A 25,485-nucleotide genomic window follows, 5' to 3' on the forward strand; every position below is an offset into this window, starting at 1 on the left:
AAGCAGCAGTATGAATCAGCGCATACTGCTTTTTAACTGCCCATGCGTATCTCAAGATTGAACTCAATGTTGTTATTTTCGATTTTGTTATTTTTGCTTCACACCGGGCAAACTCAGTTCCACCAGTAAACCGCCTAAAGCTGAACGGCTAAACTGCAATTGGCCCTGATGCAGGCTGATAATCTTTTTACAGATCGAAATACCAAGACCACTGCCTTGGGTTTGTGTGCCCAGCGCCCGATAAAAACGCTCACCCAGACGTTGTAACACCTCATCACTGATCTGTTGACCATTATTTTCAATACACAGCTGCACCTGTTCAGCATCACCATTGATACTGACCACCACCTCACCCTGTTGCGTGGCATAGCGGATGGCATTGTCGATCAGGTTACGGATACAGGTATATAGCAATTCCGGATTGGCCTGAATGATCGCCGGTTGTAGCTGCAAGCGCGGTTTAATCTGTTTTTCCAGACTAAACGGTGCCAAGGCCTCGAGCACATCCAGCACCAGCTTTTGTAAATCAACCTCGGTTATAGGCAAGTCTTGTAGATGTGCCGGGTCTAAACGCGCCAGTAATAGCAGATTCTCCAGTACCTGAGTGCCGCGGTTGACATCGCGTTGAATCTGGGCCAGATCTTCCGCTAATTGCGGCTGATCCTGATATTTGCGTTTTAACACCTGCAAGCGCATTTGAATGGCAGAAAGCGGCGAACGCAGTTCATGTGAGGCGTCAGAAGTAAAACGCTGCTCGGCTTCTAAAGAATGTTCCAGCCGGCTAAGCAAACGGTTTAACTGCTGCACCATCGGCTGTAATTCCAGCAATTCTGGCTGGGTGCTTTGTACCGGACTCAGATCCTGCACATGCTTTTGCGCAATTTGCGCAGATAAAGCCTGTAAAGAGCGGAACTGTTTATGAATGGCAAAATGCACAATGCCCCATTGAATCAGCCACAGTAAAATTAAAATCGCGGCATAGCCCAGACCGGTGGCCCAGATTTCCTGAAAACGGACATTCATTTTCTGGGTCATCAATACGCTTAAGTCATCATCACTGGCCACATAAACGCGCCATAAACGCTGATTCGCCCAGACAAAGGAAAATCCCTCTTCCTGCTGTGTGATCGTAGCTGGTGCTAAGGGAAAATCTTCTGTTTCGGTCAAGGTCTGCTGGCCCAGTCGCAGCTGATAATGCATCTTGAACTGTTCAGTGAGTTCATCGACCTGCTCGCCGGCGCCACTGCTAATATCCTGCAATAACAGCATATCGGCCGCTTCATCCATGATTTCATCTTGCAGCTGCATGGTCTGATAAATTGACACGGCAAACAGCAGCACCAGTGCCAGCAGGCCGGCAATCATGGAACTCAGTACCGAGGTTTTGACCAGGGTTTTCTGTAAAGAAACCGCACCCGTTTGCTTCATTTACGCCTGTTCCTGCTGCATGCGATAGCCCAAGCCGCGAATGGTTTTAATTAAATGGCTGCCAATTTTTTTACGCAGTTGATAAATAAACACTTCAATGGCATTGCTTTCAATTTCATCACCCCAGGCATACAGCGATTCTTCCAGCTGTTCCCGGGTTACGATATGCTCGGGCTTTTGCATTAATTTATACAGAATCTGGAATTCCTTGGCGGTTAAATTCACCGCGTGGCCATCTTGGGTTAAGGTTTTGGCTTGAGTATCTAACAGCAAATTGGCAAAACGGATCTGATGATCGGGCTGGGTCTGCCGGGTACGTAACTGGCTGCGTACCCGTGCTGACAGTTCTTCCAGACTAAAAGGCTTGACCAGATAATCATTGGCGCCTAAATCCAGTCCATCGACCCGGTCCTGAATGCTGTCTTTGGCGGTAATAAAAATCACCGGGGTATCCAGCTGTTTGCGGCGCAAGGCGGTCAGGATTTCATCGCCGGTATTGCCCGGCAGGCCACGATCCAGCAGCACGCAATCATAGTGATGCTGTTCAATGGCCAAAATGGCATGATTGCCACGCTCGACCCAGTCGACGTTATAACCGTCCATTTCCAGCCAGGTTTTAATACTTTCTGCCTGAGAGGCGTCATCTTCTGCCAGTAAAATACGCATTGGTTCTACTCTAGCCTTTTTTACATCATGCCTGATTTTTCACAAGATTCAAAAAAACCACATGCATGGAGCATGTGGTTTTGCGTGGAGCTGCAATCAATATGATTAAAAGGTCGGCTTAGAAACGAACCTGCTCGACATCAATTTCAACACGTTTAGAAGGTTTATAATCGATGTCCACTTCACCGGTAATCACCACTGGAGTTTTGGCAGAAATCGCTTTACCATTCCACAGGTCATCATCAATATCTACTGTAATGGTGCCAGTGCTGTCGCGGAACTGGTATTTTTCATCACCAATGGCTTTTACGATATAACCTTTCAGCTGAACATTGCTGTCATCTTTCATGGTTAACGCCTGTTTCACCGTGGTTGCTTGCGCCAGTGCAGACTGGTTCACTGCGGTATCTGCAACAGCAAATGTAGTTACGCCCACTAGACCTGCAGTTAAAAGTGCTTTTGAAAATAGGTTCATCTGTCTTTCCTCATTCAGTGTTGTTCGTTTCGATGTAGTCATTAAAACAAAGCAAGATGAGCTGAATCTTAAGATTTCCTCATATTCAAAAATTTTTCACTTTTTTGGATTTTAGTTTAACGGTACCACCCGCAGTACTTCTTCCAAGGTGGTAATACCGGCCATGACTTTACGCGCCCCGGCAATCCGTAGTGGCTCGATGCCTTCTTTTTTGGCCTGCTGGCGTAACTGGGTCAGATCGGCATTGGCACCAATCAGCTGTTTGGTGTCCAGACTCAGCGGCATAAACTCATAAATCCCGATCCGGCCTTTATAACCGGTCTGACGGCAGGCTTCACAGCCCACCGGCTTATAAACTTTTTCCGGCATCTCCATGACATAGTCAAACGTCAGATGTTCCCATTCATTGGTATTAATCATGCCTTCCTGTTTGCAATGCGGACACAGCTTGCGCACCAGACGCTGCGCCAATACCCCCAGAATGGTGGCTGCAGTTAAAAAAGGCTGCACACCTAAATCATGCAAACGGGTCAGACTGGACGGCGCATCATTGGTATGCAAGGTCGATAACACCAGGTGACCGGTTAATGCCGCTTGAATGGCCATATTGGCCGTATCCTGATCACGAATCTCCCCGACCATAATAATATCCGGGTCCTGACGCATCAGCGCGCGCACGCCATCGGCAAAGCCCAGCTCAATGCCCTGATTGACCTGCATCTGGTTAAAGCTCGGCTCAATCATTTCAATCGGGTCTTCAATGGTACAGACATTGACTTCATCGGTGGCCAGCTGCTTCAGTGATGAATACAGCGTGGTGGTTTTACCGGAGCCGGTCGGCCCGGTGACCAGAATAATGCCATGACTATGACCGGTCAGACTTTGCCAGCCCTGTAATAAACGTTCTTCAAAACCGAGCTGCTGGAAGCTGCGTACCAGCACTTCCGGGTCAAAAATACGCATCACCAGTTTTTCACCAAAAGCCGTCGGTAAAGTGGAGAGACGCAATTCAGTTTCCTGACCTTTGGGGGTACGGGTTTTTAAACGGCCATCTTGGGGTTTGCGTTTTTCTGCCACATTCATGCGGCCGAGAATTTTAATCCGTGAAATGACCGCAGTTAAGGTATTGGCCGGCATGTTATAAATGGTATGCAGTACGCCATCAATCCGGAAACGGATTTTCCCCTTGTCTTTACGTGGTTCCAGATGAATATCACTGGCACCCTGTTCAAAGGCAAACTGCAACACCCAGTCCACCAGTTTAACAATATGCTGGTCATTGGCATCGGGGTTTTGGGTATCGCCCAGCTGTAATAAGGCTTCAACGCCTTTATTTTCACGGTCATGTGCCGCAGCTTTTTGTGAACCGCTGACCGCACGACTGACCTGATAATATTCCACCAGATAGCGCTGTAACTGCTCTGGACTCAGCAGCACGCGCTGGATTTTACGCGGTAATAAACTGTGTTCTAAATTGGCGACCCAGTCGGTCATAAACGGCTGATCAGTGGCAATGAACACCGCATCGGGCTGAATCTCTACTGCCAGAATTTTATTGCGCAGGGCAAATTCCTGAGACATCACCGCGGTTAAAGCGGCCACATCGGCCTTTAACGGATCAATCACATAAAAAGGCAGCTCGGTCTTTTCTGCCAGCCACTGACATAAACGATTCAATGTCAAGGTGGTTTGGGGATGCTGCTGATCGGTCAGGTTAAAATGCGCAATCCATTGCAACGGATGCCATTTCAGCTGCTCGCGCTGGCGATGCGTGGTCTGCACCAGCATTTTATCGCGTTCGCTGATCCGGCCATCTTTTAATAATTGCTCTAAACACCAGGTGGTATCAATTTCAAAATTAAAATTCATTGTTTTTGTTCCCCCAACATCAGCACACTATAGCAGAGTTTATTTTTCCCGCCTGCCTTTGCCACTGGAAAATCTGATGCAGATACGCATCAAGCGCAGCTCCTGCAAATTAAACATACAGTTCCGCATAGCAATCTTCACAGAATCAATTATATGATGGAGACGTCGCCCCACTGCCGCGGGATATAAAGATGGAATTTTTAACTGCCCCTTCAATCTTGAGTACCTCTTTTCAGGAGCTGATGACTATGCTTGCAGCCGCACTCGGCTGTGGCCTGTTAATTGGTCTGGAACGTGAACGCAGCAAGCACAATGAAGCCAACCATCATTTTGCCGGGGTGCGCACCTTTGCCGTGTGTGCCTTGCTCGGTGCGATCTGCTTTTTGCTAGGGCCAGTTTTTGGTATTGTCGGGGCCGTGATTATTGGCGGAGTTGGGCTGTTTTCGCTTAAAAATCAGGTTGAAGACCCGGGTGCGACCACCGAACTGGCCTTTATTATGACCTATTTTATTGGCGCGCTCTGTTTGTGGAATATTCCGTTGGCGGCTGGTCTGGCGGTTATTTTAACCGGTCTGCTCATGACCAAACACCTGATGCACGGCATTGTCAGCAAATGGATTACCGAAGCAGAGCTGCGTGATGGTCTGTTCCTGCTGGCACTGGTCCTGATTGCCCTGCCTTTGACGCCAGATACCCCCTTATGGGGCAATGTGCTCAATCCTTATGTGATTTTAAAACTGCTGATTCTGATTTTATCGGTACAGGCTTTGGCGCATATCGCCAAGCGCCTGCTGTCCACCAATAATGCACTGATGCTATCCTCAATTGCGTCCGGCTTTGTGTCCAGTACCGCCACCATTGCCAGTTTAGGCATGGAAGTGCGTTCCGGCCGCGGCGATGCCCAGATTAATGCGGGCGCGGCGCTCATGTCCTGCGTGGCGACGCTGTTGCAGATTCTGATTATTATTGTGGGGATTAATCTGTCTTGGTTTAAGGTATTTGTGGTACCGAGTGCAGTGGCAATTGTGATTCTGGTGGCGGTGGGTTACTGGCTGCTCAGAAAAAATACCGGCTCACAGCAAAAAGCCAAAGAAGCCGATAGCCGCATGTTTAGCCTCAAAGAGGCCGCGATTATTGTGGTCACGCTCACCCTGATTCAAGCCATGGTCTACGGACTGGATCAAGCTCTGGGCAGCACCGGTTTAATTGCCGGGACCTTTCTGGCGTCTTTATTTGAAATTCACGCCGCCGCTGCCGCGGTAATTACCCAAGGTTCTCCCAGCAATTTAACCCTGTTTTATGCGCTGATTTTGGGTCTGGGTGCACATGCACTGGCCAAATGCGTGAATGCCTTTTTAATTGGCGGACCACGCTTTGCCTTGTATTTTGCACCGGCCCAAATTCTGCATATGGCGGTGCTGATTGCGATGGCTTATTTTATGTTTAAGCCGGCTTAAGCGCTAACATCTGAATCAGCACCTGATCTGGCTGTACTAGAAATCCGACATCAATATTGGCAAAGTGCATTTTATAGAGCCGGGTTTCATCCTCCTGATAAGCCGGACGCGGGTCTAAAAACAACACCTGTTCCAGCTCACTCAGCATCTGCGCGCTAATTTTATGCTGCTGCAACAATTGCTGTTTTTGTACAGCGGCCTGCTCTGTCCACACCACCTGTTTACGTTCAGGCTCATCCTGCGCATAGCCACTTTGCGCCTCCATGACCGCATCAGAATACTGGATATAAGGCTTGATATCTAAAATCGGTGTACCATCGAGTAAATCACTCCCGGTCACATAAACCCGTACTGCCTTGCCGACTTTTTTCACCTGTTTTAATTGCACCACTGACAAGCCCACCGGTGACGGCCGGTACATACTGCGTGTCGCAAATACTCCAATTTTCTGGTTACCACCCAAACGCGGCGGCCGCACCTGAGCACGGAATTTTGTCTGCTGCTGGTTTTTATTGTCATGAAATTGCCACAGCAACCACAAATGACTAAATGCTTCAATGCCCTCAAAGGCCAGCAAATCGTTATAAGGTTCCAGCATGTCAATATAGGATTCGACCTGAACCAGATTCGGCTGCCGCGGGATGCCAAACTTTTCTTTATAAGGAGATTTCATAATCCCGATAATGGGCAAGGTCAGATCAGTCATAATCACTTTTTTTGATAAGCTCAATTAAATATATTCAGTTTATCGAGTATGAATTTAGATTAGAATAGCAACCTGTTCTAATTTGATAATTTATTGAGACCTTTAATGGCTGCTTTTAACGTCGAAAAGATTACTCACGTCCACCACTGGAATGACACTTTATTCTCTTTTAAAACGACTCGTGACACTGCACTGCGTTTTAAAAACGGTCAATTTGTAATGATCGGTCTTGAAGTGAATGGTAAGCCTTTGATGCGTGCATATTCGATTGCAAGTGCCAACTATGAAGAAGAGCTGGAATTCTTCTCGATTAAAGTGCCAGATGGTCCATTAACCTCGATTTTGCAAAAAGTTAAAGTGGGCGATGAACTGCTGGTTTCTCGCAAACCAACCGGAACTCTGGTACTCGATGACTTAAATCCGGGTAAAAACTTATACCTGCTGTCTTCAGGTACCGGTCTTGCACCGTTCCTGTCGGTGATTCGTGATCCGGAAACCTATGAACGTTTTGAAAAAATCATTGTTGTTCATGGTACACGTTATATTTCTGAACTGGCGTATCAGGACCTGATTCTGAACGAAATTCCAAACCACGAATTCTTCTCGGAACTGGGCGCGAAAGAAAAACTGGTTTATTATCCAACGGTAACACGTGAAGATTTCCATACTCAAGGTCGTGTCACCACTGCAATTGAATCTGGTCAATTGTTCGAGAAAATCGGTTTACCACGTTTTAACCCGGAAACTGACCGCGCGATGCTGTGTGGTAGCCCAGCCTTCCTGGATGATGTTGCTGCGCTGCTTGATCAACACGGCTTAAAAGAATCACCACGTATGGGCGTTTTAGGTGATTACGTGATTGAACGTGCATTCGTGGAAAAATAAGCTTTTCCAGAACTAAAAAAACCGGTCAGATTGACCGGTTTTTTATTTGTCCCAATGAGTCGAGTTCTGTATCGCCCATTAATTCGATGTTATATCAACGTCCTTATGCACACTGATCTACAGCTCGGCTTTCCCGTCTCTCCGCCCAGGCTTTTTTAATCACCTGATAACCCGCAGTTAAACCCAGCCCTGCCATAATCACCGCGACAATAATATCCGGCAATAAACTACCCGTTCCAAACACCCCTACTGCCGCCAGAATCACCGCAACATTGCCAATTGCATCATTACGGCTACACAGCCAGACCGATTTCATATTGGAATCTCCATCACGAAAGCGATACAGAATCACGGCTGCCACCACGTTGGCCACTAAAGCCAGTCCACCAATTACCCCCATGGTAATGGCTTCCGGGGGAATGCCCTGCATATAGTTATAGACCGTTTTGGTCAGCACCAGACAGCCAAACGTGGCCATGGTAATGCCTTTTAATAAAGCCACGGTGGCGCGCCAATACAGGCTCATCCCTAGCACAGCCAGTGAAATGGCATAGTTGGCCGCATCACCAAAGAAATCCAGCGCATCGGCCCAGAGTGCTGCCGAATGGGCATACATCCCGCCAAACAGTTCCACCACAAACATCAGCAAATTAATAATCAGGGCAATCCAGAGTGCAGTACGAAAACGGCCATCGGGTTTGACCGGTGCAGGCTGACATTGACAGGCCATAAAGCCTCCTGTTGCATTTTTCTATGACTGTATTATGCTCATTAGAAACTATGGTCTAACTCCAAGGTCAAGTCATGGCACATTATCTGATTCGGGATTTGGTCAAAAAAACCGGTCTGAGTGCAGACACGGTGCGTTTTTATGAAAAGAAAGCGCTCATCCAACCCACCTTAAGGGCCGAAAATAATTATCGTTATTATGATGATGACACCTTAAAACGGCTGATTTTTATTAAACGTTGCCGCGCACTGGATTTATCCTTAAAGGAAATTGAAAACCTGATTGCACTGGAACAGCAGCCCGATCAGGACTGTCAGGCGGTAAATGAACTGCTCGATCATCATTTAGTACAGATCGAAAGCAAAATTGCCGAGTTACAGCATTTTCAGCTGCAACTGCAGCAATTACGGCAGTCTTGCAATGCCCGAACCACCATCGACCATTGCCAGATTTTAAAACAGCTAGAGGCCGATGAAACGCCTAAATCGACTTCTGATTAACCCGTTTCGACAGTTCCGCAGCCGATTCCTTGCGCTCGGAATAACGGTTGGTCAGATAGCTGGCCTGCCCACGAGTCAATAAAGTGAACTTGTACAGCTCTTCCATGACATCGACAATCCGGTCATATAAGGAAGAAGATTGCATACGTCCAGCTTCATCAAACTCCAAAAAGGCTTTCGGAATCGAGGACTGGTTCGGGATGGTGATCATCCGCATCCAGCGCCCTAAAATACGCATCTGATTCACCGCATTAAAGGACTGCGAACCACCACTAACCTGCATCAGCGCCAGAGTTTTACCTTGGGTCGCACGAATAGCACCGGCAGCCAGAGGAATCCAGTCAATCTGTGCCTTTAGAATGGAACTCATGGCACCATGACGTTCCGGACTGCACCAGACCATGCCTTCTGCCCAGGCCAGCAATTCATGCAATTCCTGAACTTTAGGATGTGAAGCATCGCCATCTTCCGGTAACGGTAAACCTTTGGGATGGAAAATTTTAACTTCGGCACCGAAGTGCTCCAGAATCCGGCCGGCTTCCATCACCGCCAAACGGCTATAGGAACGTTCGCGGTTTGAACCATACAGCAATAAAATTCGCGGCGGATGCGGCAATGCTCTGGCCTGAACCTGCTCAAAACTCGGCTGTTCAATTAAGTCTACATCAAGATTGGGAAGTGACATCATCCACCTGTTCCATTATAAAATTTACGTTTCAGCCACAGCGAGACACTCACTAGGGCAATTAACACCGGCACTTCCACCAGCGGGCCAATAATGGTGGTAAATGCCACCGGCGAGGCCAGACCAAAGGTTGCAATCGCCACCGCCAAAGCCAGTTCAAAATTATTGCCGGCCGCGGTAAAAGAAATGGCCGTGGTACGTGGATAGTCATTGCCCATCCACTTGCTCATCAAGAAGCTGACAAAGAACATCAATACAAAATAGATGGTCAATGGAATGGCAATGCGCAGTACATCCATAGGTAACCCAACCACATCGGCCCCTTTCAGGCTAAACATGGCGACAATGGTAAACAGCAGCGCCAGCAGGCTAAGTGGACTGATTTTGGGAATAAAACGCTGCTGATACCAGTCCAGTCCTTTGTTTTTCACCAGAATCAGCCGGGTCAGAAAGCCCAGCAAAAACGGAATGCCCAGATAGACCAGCACCGCATGGGTAATGGTCCAGAAACTGACATCAATCACCTGACCGGCCACACCAAAATAAGGCGGTAACACGCTTAAGAACAACCAGGCATAGGTACTGAAAAACAGAATCTGGAAAATACTGTTAAAGGCCACCAGGGCAGCGACATACTGGTTATCACCACAGGCCAGATCATTCCAGACCAGTACCATGGCAATACAGCGCGCCAGTCCAATCAGAATCAGGCCAGTCATATATTCCGGATAATGCTGCAGGAAAATCAGTGCCAGTGCGAACATCAAACACGGTGCAATCAGCCAGTTTTGTACCAGCGACAACAGCAGCGTGCGTTTATCCTGAAAAATTTGCGGTAAAGCGGCATAGTCCACTTTGGCCAGCGGTGGATACATCATCAGAATCAGGCCAATGGCAATCGGTAAATTGACATTGCCCATGCTCATCTGGTCCAGACTGCTCGACACCTGCGGGAAATACAGCCCAATGCCAATCCCGAGCGCCATGGCAATAAAAATCCACAGCGTCAGATTGCGGTCTAAAAAGGAAAGTTTGCGGGTGCTGGCCATGACTTACTCGATATGGGAAATGTTGTTGATGGCAGCAATCAGTTCGGGACGGGTCATCTGCTCAGGCTGTAACGCAAACAGTGCATCCAGACGCTTGTTGATATGCGCGACTGTCTCTAAAAAGGCCTGCAACTTGGCCGCTTCCGGCAAATCCAGATGCGATGGATCGGCAAGTCCCCAATGCGCTTTAATTGCGCCGCCCAAATACAAAGGACAGGCTTCCTGCGCGGCCGCATCACATACGGTAATCACCACATCGGGCTGATACTGCTCACAGTCATCAATACTTTTACTGGAGAGCCCTTCAGTCGACAGGCCCAGATTTTCCAGCGTCTTTAACGTCAGAGGATGGACACGACCGGTCGGTTTGCTGCCGGCGCTATAGGCTGTCAAACCTTGCGGCGCACGACTGTTAAATAACACTTCAGATAAAATGCTGCGGCAGCTGTTTCCGGTACATAAAAAGAGGAATTTCATTGTTTTACTCACAATAACTTGAAAGCGTTGCAGTCAGCGAACTCATCGGACTGACATCTTGCTCCGCGATAATATTCAGCACACTCACTGCCCACTCGGGTAAATCTGGATTCAGGCGGTAATACACCCACTGCCCCTGACGCTGGTCCAGTAAAACCGATAAATTTCTCAGCAAAGCCAAATGACGGGAAATTTTAGGTTGGCTTAAATTTAATGCCTCGGTCAGCTCGCAGACACAAATATTCTGTTTGGCCAGCACCAGTTTCAAAATATCCAGACGGGTCGGATCGGACAGGCATTTAAAAAAATCAGTTTGATTCATACAGCTTCCCCATATTTATACTTGCGAATATACGCATATCCATATATAAAAGCAATATTCCTCTTTTACCTGAGTTTTAGCACTATGGCGGCTCCAATTAAAATCTTTCACAATCCTGACTGTGGCACTTCGCGCAACACTTTGACCTTAATCTGTAATACCGGACAAGAACCTGAAATTATTGAATATTTAAAAAATCCACCAACAGCCGAAGTGCTGGCCGACATGATTCAGCAGGCCGGTTTAAGCGTACGCGAGGCGATCCGTCAAAATGTAACGCCGTATGAAACCTTGCAATTGGCCGAGCGTGATCTGAGCGATGCAGAACTGATTGCCCTGATGGTACAACATCCACTGCTGATTAACCGTCCTTTTGTGGTGACTGAACGCGGCGTTAAACTGTGCCGACCTTCTGAACTGGTACTGGATTTACTGACCCAGCCGCAGCTCAAGGCCTTTCGTAAAGAAGATGGTGAACTGGTGATTGATGAGCACGGTCAGCGTGTCAATTAACCGTTTTTCCTCTCGCCTGCTGCCGCTCATCTCTCAGCGCTAGCAGGCTGAGTGCCTGATAATCCCGAGTTTTTTACTAGGTTGAATCGAAAAATTTTATCCCTACAATAAAGCCACAATTTTTTTATGCCTTTTTGATTGATCATGCATCTTCATCCCGTTACCGAACTTCTCTCTCCTGCCGGTTCTTTAAAAAATATGCGCTATGCCTTTGCCTATGGAGCAGATGCCGTGTATGCCGGGCAGCCGCGTTATAGTTTGCGTGTCCGGAATAACGAGTTTGATCATGACAATCTGGCTATTGGCATTAAAGAAGCACATGAATTAGGCAAAAAATTCTATGTGGTGGTCAACATCCAGCCGCATAACTCTAAACTGAAAAACTTTATCCGTGATCTTGAGCCAGTCGTGGCCATGCAGCCTGATGCACTAATCATGTCCGATCCGGGCCTGATCATGATGGTGCGTGAACACTTCCCACACATGGACATCCACCTGTCGGTACAGGCCAATGCGGTCAACTGGGCTACGGTCAAGTTCTGGAAAAATATGGGCCTGACCCGGGTGATTCTGTCGCGCGAACTGTCCATTGAGGAAATTGAAGAAATCAAAACCCAAGTTCCCGATATGGAAATTGAGGTGTTTGTACATGGTGCCCTGTGCATGGCCTATTCCGGCCGCTGCATGCTATCAGGCTATATGAACAAACGCGATGCCAACCAGGGCGCCTGCACCAATGCCTGCCGCTGGGAATACAAAGTGCTGGATGCCGCCGAGGATGAAACCGGTGATGTAATTCCGGTAAAAAATCTGGACGCAGGCTGTTGCTCGCAAGATGCTGATGCGCTCCACATGCAAGCCCAGCACCAGTTTAATGAACCGGTGCTGTTACAACGCAATGAAGAAGATATGTTTGCCGCCGAAGAAGATGAGCACGGCACCTACTTCATGAACTCCAAAGATTTGCGTGCGGTACAACACGTAGAACGTCTGACCAAAATTGGCGTACATTCACTGAAAATTGAAGGCCGTACCAAATCCTATTTTTACTGCGCCCGTACCGCACAAATCTACCGTAAAGCGATTGATGATGCTTTAGCCGGCAAACCGTTCGATCCATCCTTGATGACCCAGCTCGAAGGTCTGGCCAATCGCGGTTATACCGAAGGTTTCCTGCGCCGCCATGTGCATAGCGAATATCAAAACTATGAAAATGGTTCATCCAGTTTTGATCATCAGCAATTCTGCGGCGAAGTGCTGGAGCGCAATGGCGACTACATTAAAATTGATGTCAAAAACCGTTTTGTCGTGGGTGATTCTTTAGAACTGATGACCACAAAAGGGAATATCAGCTTTATCCTCACCGAAATCAAAGACAAAAAAGGCAATTCAATTGAGGAAGCCAAAGGCTCTGGTCATATTGTGGAAATTCCGGTCCCGGCTGATGTTGATATGCGCTATGCCCTGCTGATCCGTAATTTACCGAATTCGACTGCTGATATTTCAGCATCATCCTTGGCCTATCAGGCAGGTTAACTCATGGCGCTGCTGATTACCGATAAATGCATCAATTGTGATATGTGCCTGCCGGAATGTCCGAATGATGCCATTTATGAAGGCGACAAAATCTACGAGATTGATGTCAGCCGCTGCACCGAGTGCGTCGGTTTTTATGATCATCAAACCTGTGTTGCGGTATGCCCGATTGAATGTATTGTGCCGCATCCTGAACACCGGGAAAGCCCGGAAGAACTGACTGAGAAGTTCAAGCACTTAAACTTGCTTCACCCTTAAAACTGGGGTACAACAAAAAAAGGAACTGAGCTGTTAGCGATCTCAGTTCCTGTAAAAAAAACAATAACTATTTTTTGATATTTTACCGCATATAGGGCCTGGGTATTGGGGAACTCAGGCCCTATTCTAATTCTGCTTACTGTCCTGAACGGATGATGTAATCAAAGGCAGATAAGGATGCTTTCGCGCCTTCACCTGTAGCAATAATAATCTGCTTGTATGGCACGGTAGTACAGTCACCCGCCGCAAATACACCTTTGACGTTGGTTTCGTTGCGGTCATTAATCACAATTTCACCACGGTTGCTCAGCTCAACTGCTGTTTCTTTCAAGAAGTCGGTATTTGGCAATAAACCAATCTGTACAAAGATCCCTGCCAGTTCAACCGTATGCTCTTCATCTGTTGCACGGTCTTTATATTTCAGCGCTGTCACTTGTGAACCATCACCCACGACTTCTGTTGAAAGTGCATTTTTGATGACAGTCGTGTTTGGCAAGCTGTTCAGTTTATCTTGCAATACCTGATCGGCACGTAACTTGGTATCAAATTCCACCAGCGTCACATGCTCAACAATACCCGCCAGGTCAATCGCGGCTTCCACACCCGAGTTACCCCCACCAATAACTGCAACACGTTTGCCTTTGAATAAAGGACCATCACAGTGCGGGCAATACGCCACACCACGGGTACGGTATTCTGCTTCACCTGGGACATTCATCTCTCTCCAGCGAGCACCGGTTGAAAGCACCACAGTTTTCGATTCCAGCTTGGCACCGTTTTCCAAGGTCACTTCAACTAAACCATTGGCGGTTTCATCTGCACCTTTAATGTCAGATACACGTTGTAGGTTCATGATGTCGACACCGTATTCACGTACGTGTGCTTCCATTTCAGCGGCAAATTTTGGACCTTGGGTTTTCTTGATTGAAGTGAAGTTTTCAATGTCCATGGTGTCCATCACCTGACCGCCAAAACGTTCCGCCACGATACCGGTGTTAATGCCTTTACGTGCTGCATAAATCGCTGCAGTGTTCCCGGCAGGTCCACCACCAATCACCAAGACATCAAAGGCCGCTTTGGCATTTAACTTTTCAGCTTCTTTGGCTGCAGAGTTGGTGTCTAATTTGGCAATGATTTCTTCCAGTGTCATACGACCCTGACCGATGTGGTTACCGTCCTGGAATACCATAGGTACCGCCATGATTTTGCGTTCTTCCACTTCATCCTGGAAGAATGCACCATCAATCATGGTAGCAGTAGTACCCGGGTTGTAAATCGCAATCAGGTTCAATGCCTGCACCACGTCTGGACAGTTGTGACAGCTTAACGATACGAATACATCGAAATCCGATTGGATACCCAAGTCTTTAATAGAAGCCAGCACTTCATCAGACACTTTTGGTGCATAACCTGAAGTTTGTAACAATGCCAGAATCAAAGAGGTGAACTCATGGCCCATTGGCAAACCTGCGAAGAATACACGCGGTTGCTCACCGGCTTTGGCGACACCAAAGCTTGGTGCACGTTTGTTGTTGCCATCGAAGCGTGCAGTCACCTGATCAGACAGGGCGGCAATTTCAGTTACCAGTTCTTTGATTTTGTCTGATTTGTCAGAGCTATCTAAAGTGGCCACTAATTCGATTGGACCTTCAAGGCGTTCTAACAAGGCTTTTAATTGGGCTGTAGTATTTTGATCTAACATTGCTAACGTCTCCTAAGGAGTCAAATTTTTCAATACTGCTATCATAGGCCAAATTTAAAAATAGATAAAACAGTTTGTTTTTATATTAATGATCGTTTTTATAAATCATTATCTTTTATGGATAGATTAATCTAAATTGTAACAACGCGATAGAAATCATCTACCAGAAAAAGACTCCCACAGGAGCCTCATCATCAGCATTAAAAAATCCGCTGCTCAATTCTTAATGCTCGCTTTTTAAAACTCTGTGCCAACACAAAGAAAATCAGGCTGAAAATGGCCGACACAATCGCCGCTGCAATCACCAGAATCTGTACAAACTGGCTTAAACGCTCGGCTTGAATCACCTGTTTATTCACGCTTTCTGCCATTGGGGTCAGGGTTTTGCCATAGACCTGTTGCTGCATTGACCAGAGCTGTTCCGGTTTAAAGCCATATTGAATAAAGTCCGGATTCTGCTGCTCTGCTTTGACCAGATTTAACACATGCGGAATGGCTGCGGCTTTATCCGGTGGTTGATGCAACAAAGCGGTTTGCGCCAGCAAATAGGATTTGACGGGTGTATCCAGCGGTGCATCTGCCAGATAACGCGCCAGCTCACTTTCTGCCAGCTGCTTGTCGTAATAGACAATTTTTTGCTGCGCATCATAGTCATCATTTTTCAGGTCATATTGCAGATAGGTCAGACCTGACCACAGCATGATAAAGGCAATTAACCAGCCGACAAACTTCAGGATAAAGGACTGAAAGCGCACATAGAAAAAGCGGATTTTCTTGAGAAAATGCACCACAAAAAAGGCGCCAATAAACGACAGCAATAATTTCAGAAACAGCCAGCCAAACCAGGACAACAGCCCCAGAAAATAATCCGGTTGCTGCTCTAAAATCGCCAGGTTTGCATCAACACTTAAGGGAATGTGCAGCTGTTCGACCTGTGTGGTCAGGCCAAAAAAGCCATAGACAAAATCTTGCTGTACAAAAAAAGCAATAATGGAGGCAATGAACACCGTGCTGGAGGTTATACCCAGCAACATCAGATTGCGCTGGCGCTTTTTCAGCGCCAGCACACCGCTATTGATGTGCTCGGTCGGTACCGCATAATCATCTAAGGGCAATGTATTCTCCTTACGTTTGCAATACTCCCGAGCCAGAGTTTACTCAGGAAGGATTGGAACCGCTCGAACTTGATTCAAGCACCAGATGATTCAGGTTATCTTGCAGCACACGTAAACGCGTGGTTGCTTCGGCACGCTTTTGCATTCCCTCTTTTTGCACCTGAATCACATCATTGACTGTTTTAATGAGGGTGTTTTGCACATGTTCAAGCGTTTCAATATCAATCACTGAACGCTGGTTGGCTTTGGCGGTATCGACCGAGTTCTGATGTAACAGGTCGGCATTACGGCGTAGCAGCTCATTGGTGGCATCATCAATACTGTTGGCCAGCTGCACACTGTTCTTTTGCTCATTTAAGGAAATTGCCAGACTAATCTGGTTTTTCCAGGCCGGTAAGGTAATGTTTTTAATTGCATAAAACTTGTCGACCAGCATCAGGTTATTGGACTGGATAATCCGGATCATTGGCAGGGTCTGCATGGCCGATTGCTGCAACACCTGTAAATCACTGACGCGTTTTTCTAGATTATTGGCCAGATGATTTAAATCATAAACTTTCTGGGTGGTACTCTGGTCCTGTTCCTGCGTGGTTAACTGGCCAATCTGCTGCTGAATTTCCTGCTGTTTGAGCTGACCAGCGGCAATATAAATCCCCAGCTGTTTATATTCTTCCTGCACGCCTTCAAACATTTTATCCAGGGTATCGACACGGGTTTTTAAGCCGTTTTGCGAGGTTTCAATTTCCTTGACCAGTACATCAATCTGTTCTTTGGTGCTGTTAAAGTGCTGGTCAAAATTCTGCTTGGCACCTTTAAACTTGCTGATCAGGCTGCCAAAAAAACCGGAACTTTTCGATTTGTTGAGAATACTGCTGGTATTTAACTGCTGCGCCACCTGTACCACCTGATTCAGCTTTTGCCCGGTCGCATCCAGATCTTTATTCTGCACCAGATGAAGCAGTTCATCAGTATAAGTCGAAGTTTTGGTGGCAATATTTTTCCCATATTCCGCCACCGAATTATGGCTTAAGTCGGCCAGTTCTTTACGCGCGGCCATGACCTCATTGAAATCGGACGGCTGCAAGCCAATTTCCTGTAAATTGAGCGCCTGGAATTTCTGCTGATTTTCCTCGGTTGTGGCTTCCACCACAGCATTTACCTGTTCAGGATGGGTCATACGTCACCTTATATTTGATTCTATTTAGAGCTGTTTTCGAGTGATTTTTTTAGCGTTTTAATCAGATTTTCCCGACTATTATCAAGCTTTTCCAGCTCACTTGTCGAGCTGCTTTGCTGACTTTGTTTGACATGATATTGCCAGGCCGGAATCAGCACCTGCTGCGCTTCCTTAAACCGGTCCAACAAGGTAAATGACAGCTGCTGGCTCAGCTGCATCTGGGTAATGGCAATATCATTACTCGCCTGCAGTGTGCGCAGTGTATTTATTTTTTTAGATAATCGTTCCGAGAAGTTATCTAAAGGATGTTGATGTTTCACAAAACTCGGATATTCAGTCAAAAACTCCTCAGCGGCCACTATATGCTGCGCCATCTGCTCTCTTAAGCCACGTAACTGCTGAAAACGCGCCTGGGATTTCTGAATTTCAATCTGTAATTTCTGGCTTAAATGATTGGCCTGATCGAGTAAGCGGTCCAACTTTTTATAATATTCCACCTGGCTGGAACCATATTCCAGATCAATCCCCAGCCATTTTTGCAGTGCATTAAATTTGCGTTTTTTCAGATATTTTTTGGAATCCGCCAGCATGCGAATTAGTTCTTCAATGGTTTGACTGAGTTGCTGGGTCATGTGCGGATCAATACCGTTTAACAGCACTGCCTGCGACTGAATGAGCGCATCGGCATAATGATTTAATTTGTACTGGTCATTTAATACCGGCACCAGCTCATGACGCTTGATCGCGAGAATGGTATCCCGGTTCAGCTCCAGCTCTGTTAATGGTTCTAACACATCTATTTGCGGCATAACATCATCAGCTTGATCAAATCATTTTTTATACTAAGACTTTTATATAAAGCAAGCTGTAGCTTTTTGCAAATGCAGTAAAAGCGGAATATTTAAAATTAACAATATTTTACTGATCAATGACAGAGAGTGAATCCTCTCCTTTTCGCGCATACTTATCAAATTTTTAAGCCAAACTGCAAAGACACAAAAGCCCTCAACTGAGGGCTTTAATTTTTCGCGCAGCGGAGATTATAAATAATCACCTTCACGTTCCGGCTGATACAACACTTTATCAATACGGACTTTCATAATATGACCATCCGGTTGTGGCCATTCAATTTCCTGCCCTTCAGCCAGCCCTAAAATAGCCGCCCCGACAGGTGCCAGTACATTGACCTGGCCTTTATCGCCACGGAAGTCATGCGGATACACCAGCGTAATTTCGGTTGGTTCCGGGAAAGGTGCGATGGTCACCAGCACGCGGGCATTCATAGTCACCACATTGCTTGGCACATCTTGCGGTGCAACCACTTCGGCACGCGCCAGCTCATCTTCCAGATGTTCCATGGTCGGGGTAAGTTTAGACTGATGTTCAAGCATGGTTTCTAAACGGTGCAAGTCTTGTTCAGACAAAATAATTGTCGGTTTATCCATTCTTTGTTCCTTTATCATTATCAGCCAAAAATAAAAATAATTGATCTATTTCACAAGTGCTATGCAACTGTTATAGCAGAATTTAATCCGGCTGAATAATTGCAATTTTTTTTTAGCACCTATAAAAAAAGCTCCCTTGAGGGAGCTTTTTCTCAAGTGCGGGCTTATTTCGCGTAAACCGGGAATTTCGCGCAAACAGCTTCAACTTTTGCTTTGACATCAGCAATTACAGCTTCATCCCCTTTGCTGTCTAGGATGTCAGCGATCCAGCCAGCCAGTTCACGTACTTCAGCTTCGCCGAAACCACGTGTGGTTACTGCTGGTGTACCAATACGGATACCAGAAGTGACGAATGGAGAACGTGGATCGTTTGGTACAGAGTTTTTGTTCACAGTGATGTGAGCAGCACCTAACCAAGCATCCGCATCTTTACCGGTGATGTCCTGTTTAATTAAAGATAACAGGAACAAGTGGTTTTTCGTACCGCCAGATACCACATCGTAACCGCGTTCGATTAACACTTCAGCCATCGCTTGTGCGTTTTTCACAACTTGTTGTTGATAGGCTTTGTATTCAGGCGCCATTGCTTCTTTAAAGCAGATTGCTTTTGCAGCAATCGCGTGAACCAATGGACCACCCTGGTTGCCTGGGAACACAGCAGATTGTAATTTCTTCTCGATTTCTTCGTTGGCTTTAGCCAGGATTAAACCAGAACGTGGACCACGTAGTGTTTTATGGGTAGTGGTTGTAGTGACGTCAGCAATTTGTACCGGGTTCGGGTAAACCCCTGCAGCAACCAGACCAGCCACGTGTGCCATATCCACAAACAGGTAAGCGCCTACTTTGTCTGCGATGTCACGGAAACGCTGCCAATCTACGATTTGGCTGTATGCAGAGAAACCAGCAACGATCATGCGTGGTTTATGTTCTAAAGCCAGACGTTCAACTTCTTCATAGTCGATTTCGCCAGTTTCAGGGTTTAAACCGTACTGAACCGCGTTATATGTTTTACCAGAGAAGCTAACTTTTGCACCGTGAGTCAAGTGACCACCGTGAGCCAGGCTCATACCCAAAACTGTGTCGCCCGGGTTCAGTAATGCTAAGTAAACTGCAGAGTTTGCTTGAGAACCTGCGTGCGGCTGAACGTTAGCATAGTCAGCACCAAAGAGTTCTTTAGCACGGTCAATAGCCAATTGTTCAATAACGTCTACATATTCACAACCGCCGTAATAGCGTTTGCCTGGGTAGCCTTCTGCATATTTATTGGTCAGTTTTGAACCTTGAGCTTCCATTACTGCAGGTGAGCAATAGTTTTCTGAAGCGATTAGCTCAATATGCGCTTCTTGACGCGCATCTTCATTAGAGATTGCTTGAGCTAAATCTGGATCAAAGTCAGCAATAGAGATATTGGCAAACATTAGCGAGGTCCTATTCATGTAGGGCTTTTAAGCCGTGCTAAGATTGGCGCATATTGTAACATGAACTTTATATTTTTTACCCATCAACTTTAATCAGTTTTGCATAAAAATAGCCCATGTTTTTATAAAAACATGAGCTATATCATTAATTCTATCTTTACCGGAATTGAAAAAATTATTGGGTAGGCATGATCGATTTCACATCTGCCACAATCTCATCCCAATTATCGACATATACAGAGCCATGATCCCATTTCTGATCTATAGGTAAGTCCTGATCGGTGACATAATGAATTCTGGTTCCCTGCTGGCGTGCAGACTGTACCAGAAAATCAGTGACCTGTTTTGGAATGGTCGGGTCGGCAGAGCCTTGATAAATAAACACAGGCGTTGAAATCTTAACGGTTAATGGCTGTGATTCCTGAGTCAGGAAATCTTTAATTTCAGGAACCGTAGTCATAAAGTCGGTCTGGGTACGTGGATAAGCGGCCAAGTTGCCATAGGTTTGTGCATACTTCACCATTTCTCCACCAAATGCTGCGCCAAGATCGGCATTACACAGCGACTCGGCTTCTGCCGCGAGCAGGTCTGTCGGGTTCTTGAACACTTCAGACTATTGCAGGGTTGGATGACTATTTCTAAGACCTGCCGTAATTAATGCAGTGAAAGTATCTAATGGAGCCAGAATCTGTATTTTTTTGCTCAGATCCGGTTCTACTGCTGCCTGCTGTTCTCCACCGCTAAGAATCATGCTCAGGGAAGATGCCGGTGCTATGGCTACCGCACCTTTATAATTTAATTGCGCCCGGGATGCATATTGCGCTGCACCTAAAGCCGCCTGTCCACCTTGGGAATGACCGACCACGGTCCAGCGTGTTTCAGTGCTATTGTTGAAATGTTGATGTGCCGCCACAACCGCATCGGTAATGGAATAAGCCTGACTTTTTAAATTCAAGAACGGATGCAACTCTTGTCCACTCGGTTCGCCCAGCCCTTCATAATCTGGAGCGACTACAGCATAACCTTCAGCCAGCAGGCGCTCAATAAAATATTCATTGCCTTTCAGGCCCTGACGGCTTGGTGCACAAATATCGGCGACGCCCGTGGTGCCATGTGCCCAGACCACAATGGGCCATCCACCAGCCGGTTTAGGCTGATTGGGTTCAAACAGCAAGGCCGTAGCTTGTGTTTCCTGCCCATTCACTCCTAGCATTTTATACGTCATCAAGGTTTGTGAAGCACTAACCGACTGTAAGACCATATTCGCATTGGAATCCTGGTCTAAATAAAGTTCAGCTTTTACTACTGGCTGGCTAATATTATGCTTCGGAATACCATCATCAATGATGACTGCGCTGTTGTCATTGTCATCATTACATGCCGTTAAAAATAAACTGCTGCTGGCCAACGCCACGCTAAGCCATATTTTTCTCATCTGATTATCCTTATACAGGTATTATTCTAAAGTTGCGTCCTTCGCAATTTTCACTTTTACGCTGTTTGCTGCGCTCAGGCAATATCAGTGCAATTAATATATAAGTGTATGTATTAAAATAGAGTCACTTATCTTTAAAATAGATAAGCTGAACGGCCCACAAATGCCGATTATTCGCCCGACAGCCCTGTAACTTTCAACATGATAGTGTTAGATTGCTTTTTAAATCCCTTAACAAGCGAATGAGCACATGCACGCGATTATTCTCGACACTGAAACCCATACCCTGAATGGTTATCCGATCGAAGTTGCCTATGCGCCCATTCAATTACAACAGGGCAAAATCAGCCTGGATAAATCGCAAATTTTTGACCAGTTTTATCAGGTCGATGAACCAATTTCCTATGCCGCGATGGCCGTGCATCATATTCTGGAATCCGACCTGATTGATCAGCCGCATTACACCAGCTTCTGCCTACCTGAAGAAACGCTGTATATCATTGGTCACAATATTGATTATGACATTCGCGCTATTCAAAAATGCGGTGTTGATACTTCTCATATTAAGGCGATTTGTACCCTTGCTCTGGCGCGTCTGGTCTGGCCAGATGTTGAAGCACACAACATTTCTGCCTTAATTTACATGATCAGCAAAGGCAGCGAAAAAGCCCGCGATATGATTAAAAAAGCCCATCGGGCCGATATGGATATTATTTTGACCGCCAATATCCTGATGCATATTGTGCATCATCTGCAAATTGACAGTATTGAAGCCTTATATGCTGCATCTGAAGACGCCCGTATTCCACGCGTCATGAGTTTTGGTAAGCATCGTGGTACGGCCATTGCCGATTTACCAAATGATTATATCCAATGGTTGCTGCGTCAGGATGAACTTGACCCTTATTTAAGAAAAGCCCTTGAGAACGCCAACATCGTCACACTCTAAGCCCAACAATGTCATAAACCCTTCATATTAGTGTAATTTTCATTCTTTATAGTCAGCCTTAATTTATTTGGGGAATAAATTAAGGCATGATTCATTATCATAAAACACAGTTGGGCATTGACGCCCTGCAACAACGCCAGCGGCAATTGAATGCACGTCAACGCCGTCTTCTGGTGCTAATTGGAACCGAAGATTTCGAGCAATTGGGCGACCAGTTTAAACAGCGTATTGCTACGCCAGAATTAATTGAACAATTGCTGGAGATGGGTTTAATCAGCTCTGCTGCGACCGAGCCAGCCGAAGCAGAAATTTTGGTGCCAGCTCAAGCCGAACCGCAAAGTGAAGCAGCCTCTACCCTACGTTCAGAAATTAAAACCACCTTAAATACGCCGGTACCAAAACTGGTGGAAAAATGGGTCGAACATATTATTGCCCCGTCTTCAGCGGCCAAAGTGGCTGAAGCCGAACCCGCCGCGATTGCTCCAGAAATTCCGGTCCTGGAAATTGAAGTACCACCAGAAGTGGAGCCAGAGCCAGAACCGCTGGTTGCCTTGAGCTTTGAAGACACCAAGCAATTAATGGCTAGCTTGTTACAGCGCTATTGTGGACTAATGGCCAAGCAGCTTATTCTCCGCATTCAGGCCGCACCAGATATTCGTAGCCTGAAACTGTGTCAAATGCAGTGGATTACCGAATTACAGGAATCGCGTTTGCCACCAAAAGAACTGAACCATGCTTTACAGCAGATTAACTTTTCGCTGCAGAGCCTGCAAAGCACCTGAAGATTCATATAATTTTGCTTCGATTTAAGTCTTTTTTCATCTAAGAATTTTCTTTATATACGCTAAAAACCTTTATAAATAGCGGTTATTGTTCAGCTTTTAGAAAAACAATTAAAAATAAGCAATCCTTTCTTAAAACACTAAGACTTAAGACCAATAGTGAGATTGACCACAGCACGGCATAACAACAGCTCTGTATTCTGTTGGGAATGAAGCATGTCTGCCCTGCACTACCTGCAATTTGAACCCTTTGATAATCCGATGCAACTCAGCAAAGTTGGTAACTGGGTCATCACCTTTTTAAGTCCTAAAGACGAACTCAAGCAGATTCAGCTGGCCATTACCCATGTCATTCCACGTCAGGTTTCCGCACAGTTACAGCCCCGCCGTATCATCATTCACAGCACCGAACATGAACAGCGCTGGCTGATTCAGGCGATTGAATGCTTCGACAGCACTCGCAATCAGGAAATCATCCTGAACGCCACAGATGAAACCGCCCAACAGATGCTGCGCAATATTTTGCAGGAGTTCCATAAATACGATGTTGATGTCGGCCTGATTTAAAGCGGTTAGAGTGAAATCATCACCTGTTTTGAAGTCCTTGAAGATCAAGCATCGCTTTTTACAACTTTATGCATGCAAAATGGGCACAAGTCTTTTAGAATCAGGTCACTTATAAATAAAGAGTAAAGACGTATGAGTCGGCATATCCCTAAGTCTGCGAACCTCACCGCCTTAACCATTTCTCATTTTTATCCGAGCTTGGATCAATGTTTGCATGCCTTGTTTCATTATCATCAAGGCCCCCAATTAACGCTTAAAAATGATCCGGTATCTTCGCAGCATGTCTGTGTACAACAACGTACACAAGGTCGTTTGAAAAAAGAAATCCGCTTAAATAAAACAGAAGTTGAGCAGGCCAATAAAAATCGTCTGGCGCTTTATCAACTGTTGGCGCATGTGCTGAATCAGTTTGAAACCGCTTAGGCCAGCTTAAAACAAGAAACTTAGCAAATGCTAAGTTTCTTTCTATTCAATAATTTTATAAATATTATTGCTCTTCTGGCTTTCAAAAAATAATTCAATACTTGGCAGGATAATTTCATCCTCGACAATAATATGGTCAATTTTCTTAAATAACGGCAATTCAGCTGTTTTGGCATTTTCAGCAATCTGACGCAGCTGTGCTTTGGCATCATAACGGTGCTGATACTGATCTTCTACTTTAATATCAATTAATTGGCTCATGGTTATTTCCTCTTATCATTGGTTTTCTTGAAGACAATTTGTTATAGCATAGCTGATTCAAGTTTGACTAAACAGAGTTGTTAATTTGTTTGACAATGTTAATTCTATGCTTTATTAGGTCAGTATTATTAAAAATAAGTTATTGATTTTTATGGTTTAACATTTTATCCGATTTTTCTTATTCTTAACAATTTGCTCAATGTGACGCTCAATTCATCGTGATTTTAAGCAAGAAAAAGCTCGCATTGCTGCGAGCTTTTTTATGTTGGAAGGCTAGTGCTAGATCTATTGTTTGAACCGGAGTTACAAACTCAACAAGCTGTCATTGATCCGTCCAACTACATCGTAGCGTCTTTGTTTTGCGACCTACTGTAGGTTCACTATAGTCCCCTTCGGCTTGGATTGGCAAGCCTTCTAACATTTCTCAGCATTTGTATAGCAAAAAGCCTATTGAACAAAACTTAATCAGGCTTATTATATTGCTGTCGTGAAATTCAGCCTTATTTTTCTCAGCGCATCTGCTCTCATTTTCACCCTGCTCTATCGCTAGATTGATAGCAAATAATCGCCGGCAACAGAATGAAACATAAGTCTTTTTCTAAATTCTGCGTTATCCGTTATAGTGGACTTGAGACATTAAATTAAAAAGAGGAAT

At 45.7% G+C, this 25,485-nt stretch carries 27 protein-coding genes and 1 pseudogene; 10 read left to right on the plus strand and 18 right to left on the minus strand.

The genetic code is table 11. The features are described 5' to 3' along the window. Nucleotides 1-87: 87 nt before the first annotated feature. From ACPEPR_RS09305 to ACPEPR_RS09320, 4 genes are all read right to left on the minus strand, one after another. Nucleotides 88-1,428, minus strand: a complete 1,341-nt coding sequence (locus tag ACPEPR_RS09305) for a sensor histidine kinase (RefSeq protein ID WP_016659176.1) — start codon at nt 1,426-1,428, stop codon at nt 88-90. Beyond that, complete coding sequence (locus ACPEPR_RS09310) at nt 1,429-2,094, minus strand: response regulator transcription factor (protein WP_016659177.1); 666 nt, start codon at nt 2,092-2,094, stop codon at nt 1,429-1,431. A 118-nt stretch (nt 2,095-2,212) separates the two neighbouring features. Beyond that, nucleotides 2,213-2,569 carry a NirD/YgiW/YdeI family stress tolerance protein gene (locus ACPEPR_RS09315; RefSeq protein ID WP_423562351.1) on the minus strand — a complete coding sequence of 119 codons (357 nt, stop codon included), beginning with the start codon at nt 2,567-2,569 and terminating at the stop codon, nt 2,213-2,215. Nucleotides 2,570-2,680: 111 nt separating this feature from the next. Next, nucleotides 2,681-4,438 carry a GspE/PulE family protein gene (locus ACPEPR_RS09320; RefSeq protein WP_005179045.1) on the minus strand — a complete coding sequence of 586 codons (1,758 nt, stop codon included), beginning with the start codon at nt 4,436-4,438 and terminating at the stop codon, nt 2,681-2,683. Between the two features lie 191 nt (nt 4,439-4,629). Between ACPEPR_RS09320 and ACPEPR_RS09325 the strand changes: the two genes are divergently transcribed. Beyond that, nucleotides 4,630-5,895 carry an MgtC/SapB family protein gene (locus tag ACPEPR_RS09325; protein ID WP_411688212.1) on the plus strand — a complete coding sequence of 422 codons (1,266 nt, stop codon included), beginning with the start codon at nt 4,630-4,632 and terminating at the stop codon, nt 5,893-5,895. Here ACPEPR_RS09325 and tsaA read toward each other — a convergent pair. Continuing rightward, nucleotides 5,882-6,601, minus strand: a complete 720-nt coding sequence (gene tsaA, locus ACPEPR_RS09330) for a tRNA (N6-threonylcarbamoyladenosine(37)-N6)-methyltransferase TrmO (RefSeq protein WP_423562352.1) — start codon at nt 6,599-6,601, stop codon at nt 5,882-5,884. The two genes, ACPEPR_RS09325 and tsaA, sit on opposite strands and share 14 nt — an antisense overlap. A gap of 105 nt (nt 6,602-6,706) precedes the next feature. On the opposite strand from tsaA, the gene ACPEPR_RS09335 reads away from it, so the two are divergent. Continuing rightward, complete coding sequence (locus ACPEPR_RS09335) at nt 6,707-7,486, plus strand: ferredoxin--NADP reductase (protein ID WP_005179053.1); 780 nt, start codon at nt 6,707-6,709, stop codon at nt 7,484-7,486. A gap of 103 nt (nt 7,487-7,589) precedes the next feature. Here the strand turns inward: ACPEPR_RS09335 and ACPEPR_RS09340 are convergent, their stop codons facing one another. Further along, on the minus strand, nt 7,590-8,216 hold the full coding sequence (locus ACPEPR_RS09340) for a cation transporter (RefSeq protein ID WP_180074300.1): 627 nt from the start codon (nt 8,214-8,216) through the stop codon (nt 7,590-7,592). 74 nt (nt 8,217-8,290) lie between these two features. Between ACPEPR_RS09340 and ACPEPR_RS09345 the strand changes: the two genes are divergently transcribed. Continuing rightward, entirely contained in the window at nt 8,291-8,716 is a 426-nt protein-coding gene (locus ACPEPR_RS09345) for a MerR family DNA-binding protein (RefSeq protein ID WP_045794845.1), read from the plus strand. Here ACPEPR_RS09345 and arsH read toward each other — a convergent pair. Genes arsH through ACPEPR_RS09365 form a run of 4 tightly spaced genes read right to left on the minus strand, consistent with a single transcriptional unit; the run spans nt 8,697 to nt 11,249 of the window. Then, nucleotides 8,697-9,401, minus strand: coding sequence for an arsenical resistance protein ArsH (gene arsH / locus ACPEPR_RS09350; protein WP_168396141.1), 705 nt, complete (start codon nt 9,399-9,401; stop codon nt 8,697-8,699). The two genes, ACPEPR_RS09345 and arsH, sit on opposite strands and share 20 nt — an antisense overlap. Beyond that, nucleotides 9,401-10,450, minus strand: coding sequence for an ACR3 family arsenite efflux transporter (gene arsB, locus ACPEPR_RS09355; protein ID WP_127799995.1), 1,050 nt, complete (start codon nt 10,448-10,450; stop codon nt 9,401-9,403). Before arsB ends, arsH begins: the two co-directional genes overlap by 1 nt. A gap of 3 nt (nt 10,451-10,453) precedes the next feature. Beyond that, nucleotides 10,454-10,927, minus strand: a complete 474-nt coding sequence (locus ACPEPR_RS09360) for an arsenate reductase ArsC (RefSeq protein ID WP_423562353.1) — start codon at nt 10,925-10,927, stop codon at nt 10,454-10,456. Nucleotides 10,928-10,931: 4 nt separating this feature from the next. Further along, nucleotides 10,932-11,249 carry an ArsR/SmtB family transcription factor gene (locus ACPEPR_RS09365; RefSeq protein ID WP_180103822.1) on the minus strand — a complete coding sequence of 106 codons (318 nt, stop codon included), beginning with the start codon at nt 11,247-11,249 and terminating at the stop codon, nt 10,932-10,934. Between the two features lie 84 nt (nt 11,250-11,333). On the opposite strand from ACPEPR_RS09365, the gene arsC reads away from it, so the two are divergent. From arsC to ACPEPR_RS09380, 3 genes are all read left to right on the plus strand, one after another. Then, the gene (arsC, locus tag ACPEPR_RS09370; protein ID WP_423562354.1) at nt 11,334-11,762 is read left to right on the plus strand and encodes an arsenate reductase (glutaredoxin); all 429 of its coding nucleotides are present in this window, start codon (nt 11,334-11,336) and stop codon (nt 11,760-11,762) included. Nucleotides 11,763-11,906: 144 nt separating this feature from the next. Continuing rightward, nucleotides 11,907-13,298, plus strand: coding sequence for a tRNA 5-hydroxyuridine modification protein YegQ (yegQ, locus tag ACPEPR_RS09375; RefSeq protein WP_075166953.1), 1,392 nt, complete (start codon nt 11,907-11,909; stop codon nt 13,296-13,298). 3 nt (nt 13,299-13,301) lie between these two features. Then, on the plus strand, nt 13,302-13,556 hold the full coding sequence (locus ACPEPR_RS09380; protein WP_168407484.1) for a YfhL family 4Fe-4S dicluster ferredoxin: 255 nt from the start codon (nt 13,302-13,304) through the stop codon (nt 13,554-13,556). 136 nt (nt 13,557-13,692) lie between these two features. On the opposite strand, the gene ahpF is transcribed toward ACPEPR_RS09380, so the two are convergent. The 7 genes and pseudogenes from ahpF to ACPEPR_RS09415 all read right to left on the minus strand — a co-directional run bounded on the left by ahpF (nt 13,693) and on the right by ACPEPR_RS09415 (nt 21,848). Further along, complete coding sequence (gene ahpF, locus ACPEPR_RS09385) at nt 13,693-15,258, minus strand: alkyl hydroperoxide reductase subunit F (protein WP_005179083.1); 1,566 nt, start codon at nt 15,256-15,258, stop codon at nt 13,693-13,695. 200 nt (nt 15,259-15,458) lie between these two features. Continuing rightward, nucleotides 15,459-16,373 carry a hypothetical protein gene (locus ACPEPR_RS09390; protein ID WP_180006399.1) on the minus strand — a complete coding sequence of 305 codons (915 nt, stop codon included), beginning with the start codon at nt 16,371-16,373 and terminating at the stop codon, nt 15,459-15,461. Between the two features lie 43 nt (nt 16,374-16,416). Continuing rightward, nucleotides 16,417-17,550 carry a toxic anion resistance protein gene (locus ACPEPR_RS09395; RefSeq protein WP_045794839.1) on the minus strand — a complete coding sequence of 378 codons (1,134 nt, stop codon included), beginning with the start codon at nt 17,548-17,550 and terminating at the stop codon, nt 16,417-16,419. A gap of 20 nt (nt 17,551-17,570) precedes the next feature. Next, complete coding sequence (locus tag ACPEPR_RS09400) at nt 17,571-18,359, minus strand: tellurium resistance protein (protein WP_423562355.1); 789 nt, start codon at nt 18,357-18,359, stop codon at nt 17,571-17,573. A gap of 231 nt (nt 18,360-18,590) precedes the next feature. Next, nucleotides 18,591-18,995, minus strand: a complete 405-nt coding sequence (gene rnk, locus ACPEPR_RS09405; protein WP_005179090.1) for a nucleoside diphosphate kinase regulator — start codon at nt 18,993-18,995, stop codon at nt 18,591-18,593. Nucleotides 18,996-19,159: 164 nt separating this feature from the next. After that, nucleotides 19,160-20,413 (minus strand): serine hydroxymethyltransferase, encoded by a 1,254-nt coding sequence (glyA, locus tag ACPEPR_RS09410; protein ID WP_005179092.1) that lies wholly within the window; start codon nt 20,411-20,413, stop codon nt 19,160-19,162. 175 nt (nt 20,414-20,588) lie between these two features. After that, nucleotides 20,589-21,848: pseudogene (locus ACPEPR_RS09415) on the minus strand (alpha/beta hydrolase). Between the two features lie 250 nt (nt 21,849-22,098). Here ACPEPR_RS09415 and ACPEPR_RS09420 point away from each other — a divergent pair. The 4 genes from ACPEPR_RS09420 (at nt 22,099) to ACPEPR_RS09435 (ending at nt 24,569) form a co-directional block, all read left to right on the plus strand. Beyond that, the gene (locus tag ACPEPR_RS09420; RefSeq protein WP_005179094.1) at nt 22,099-22,797 is read left to right on the plus strand and encodes a putative quorum-sensing-regulated virulence factor; all 699 of its coding nucleotides are present in this window, start codon (nt 22,099-22,101) and stop codon (nt 22,795-22,797) included. 86 nt (nt 22,798-22,883) lie between these two features. Further along, entirely contained in the window at nt 22,884-23,579 is a 696-nt protein-coding gene (locus tag ACPEPR_RS09425; RefSeq protein WP_016659195.1) for a hypothetical protein, read from the plus strand. A 216-nt stretch (nt 23,580-23,795) separates the two neighbouring features. Then, on the plus strand, nt 23,796-24,146 hold the full coding sequence (locus tag ACPEPR_RS09430; protein WP_423562356.1) for a hypothetical protein: 351 nt from the start codon (nt 23,796-23,798) through the stop codon (nt 24,144-24,146). Nucleotides 24,147-24,278: 132 nt separating this feature from the next. Continuing rightward, nucleotides 24,279-24,569 (plus strand): hypothetical protein, encoded by a 291-nt coding sequence (locus ACPEPR_RS09435; RefSeq protein ID WP_005179099.1) that lies wholly within the window; start codon nt 24,279-24,281, stop codon nt 24,567-24,569. Nucleotides 24,570-24,611: 42 nt separating this feature from the next. Here the strand turns inward: ACPEPR_RS09435 and ACPEPR_RS09440 are convergent, their stop codons facing one another. Then, a complete protein-coding gene (locus tag ACPEPR_RS09440; protein WP_005179101.1) occupies nt 24,612-24,830 on the minus strand; it encodes a hypothetical protein in 219 nt (72 codons plus the stop codon). Nucleotides 24,831-25,485 lie beyond the last annotated feature (655 nt).

The sequence above is a fragment of the Acinetobacter sp. AND/436 genome, from assembly GCF_049546925.1.
In the GTDB taxonomy this organism is placed as follows: domain Bacteria; phylum Pseudomonadota; class Gammaproteobacteria; order Pseudomonadales; family Moraxellaceae; genus Acinetobacter; species Acinetobacter indicus.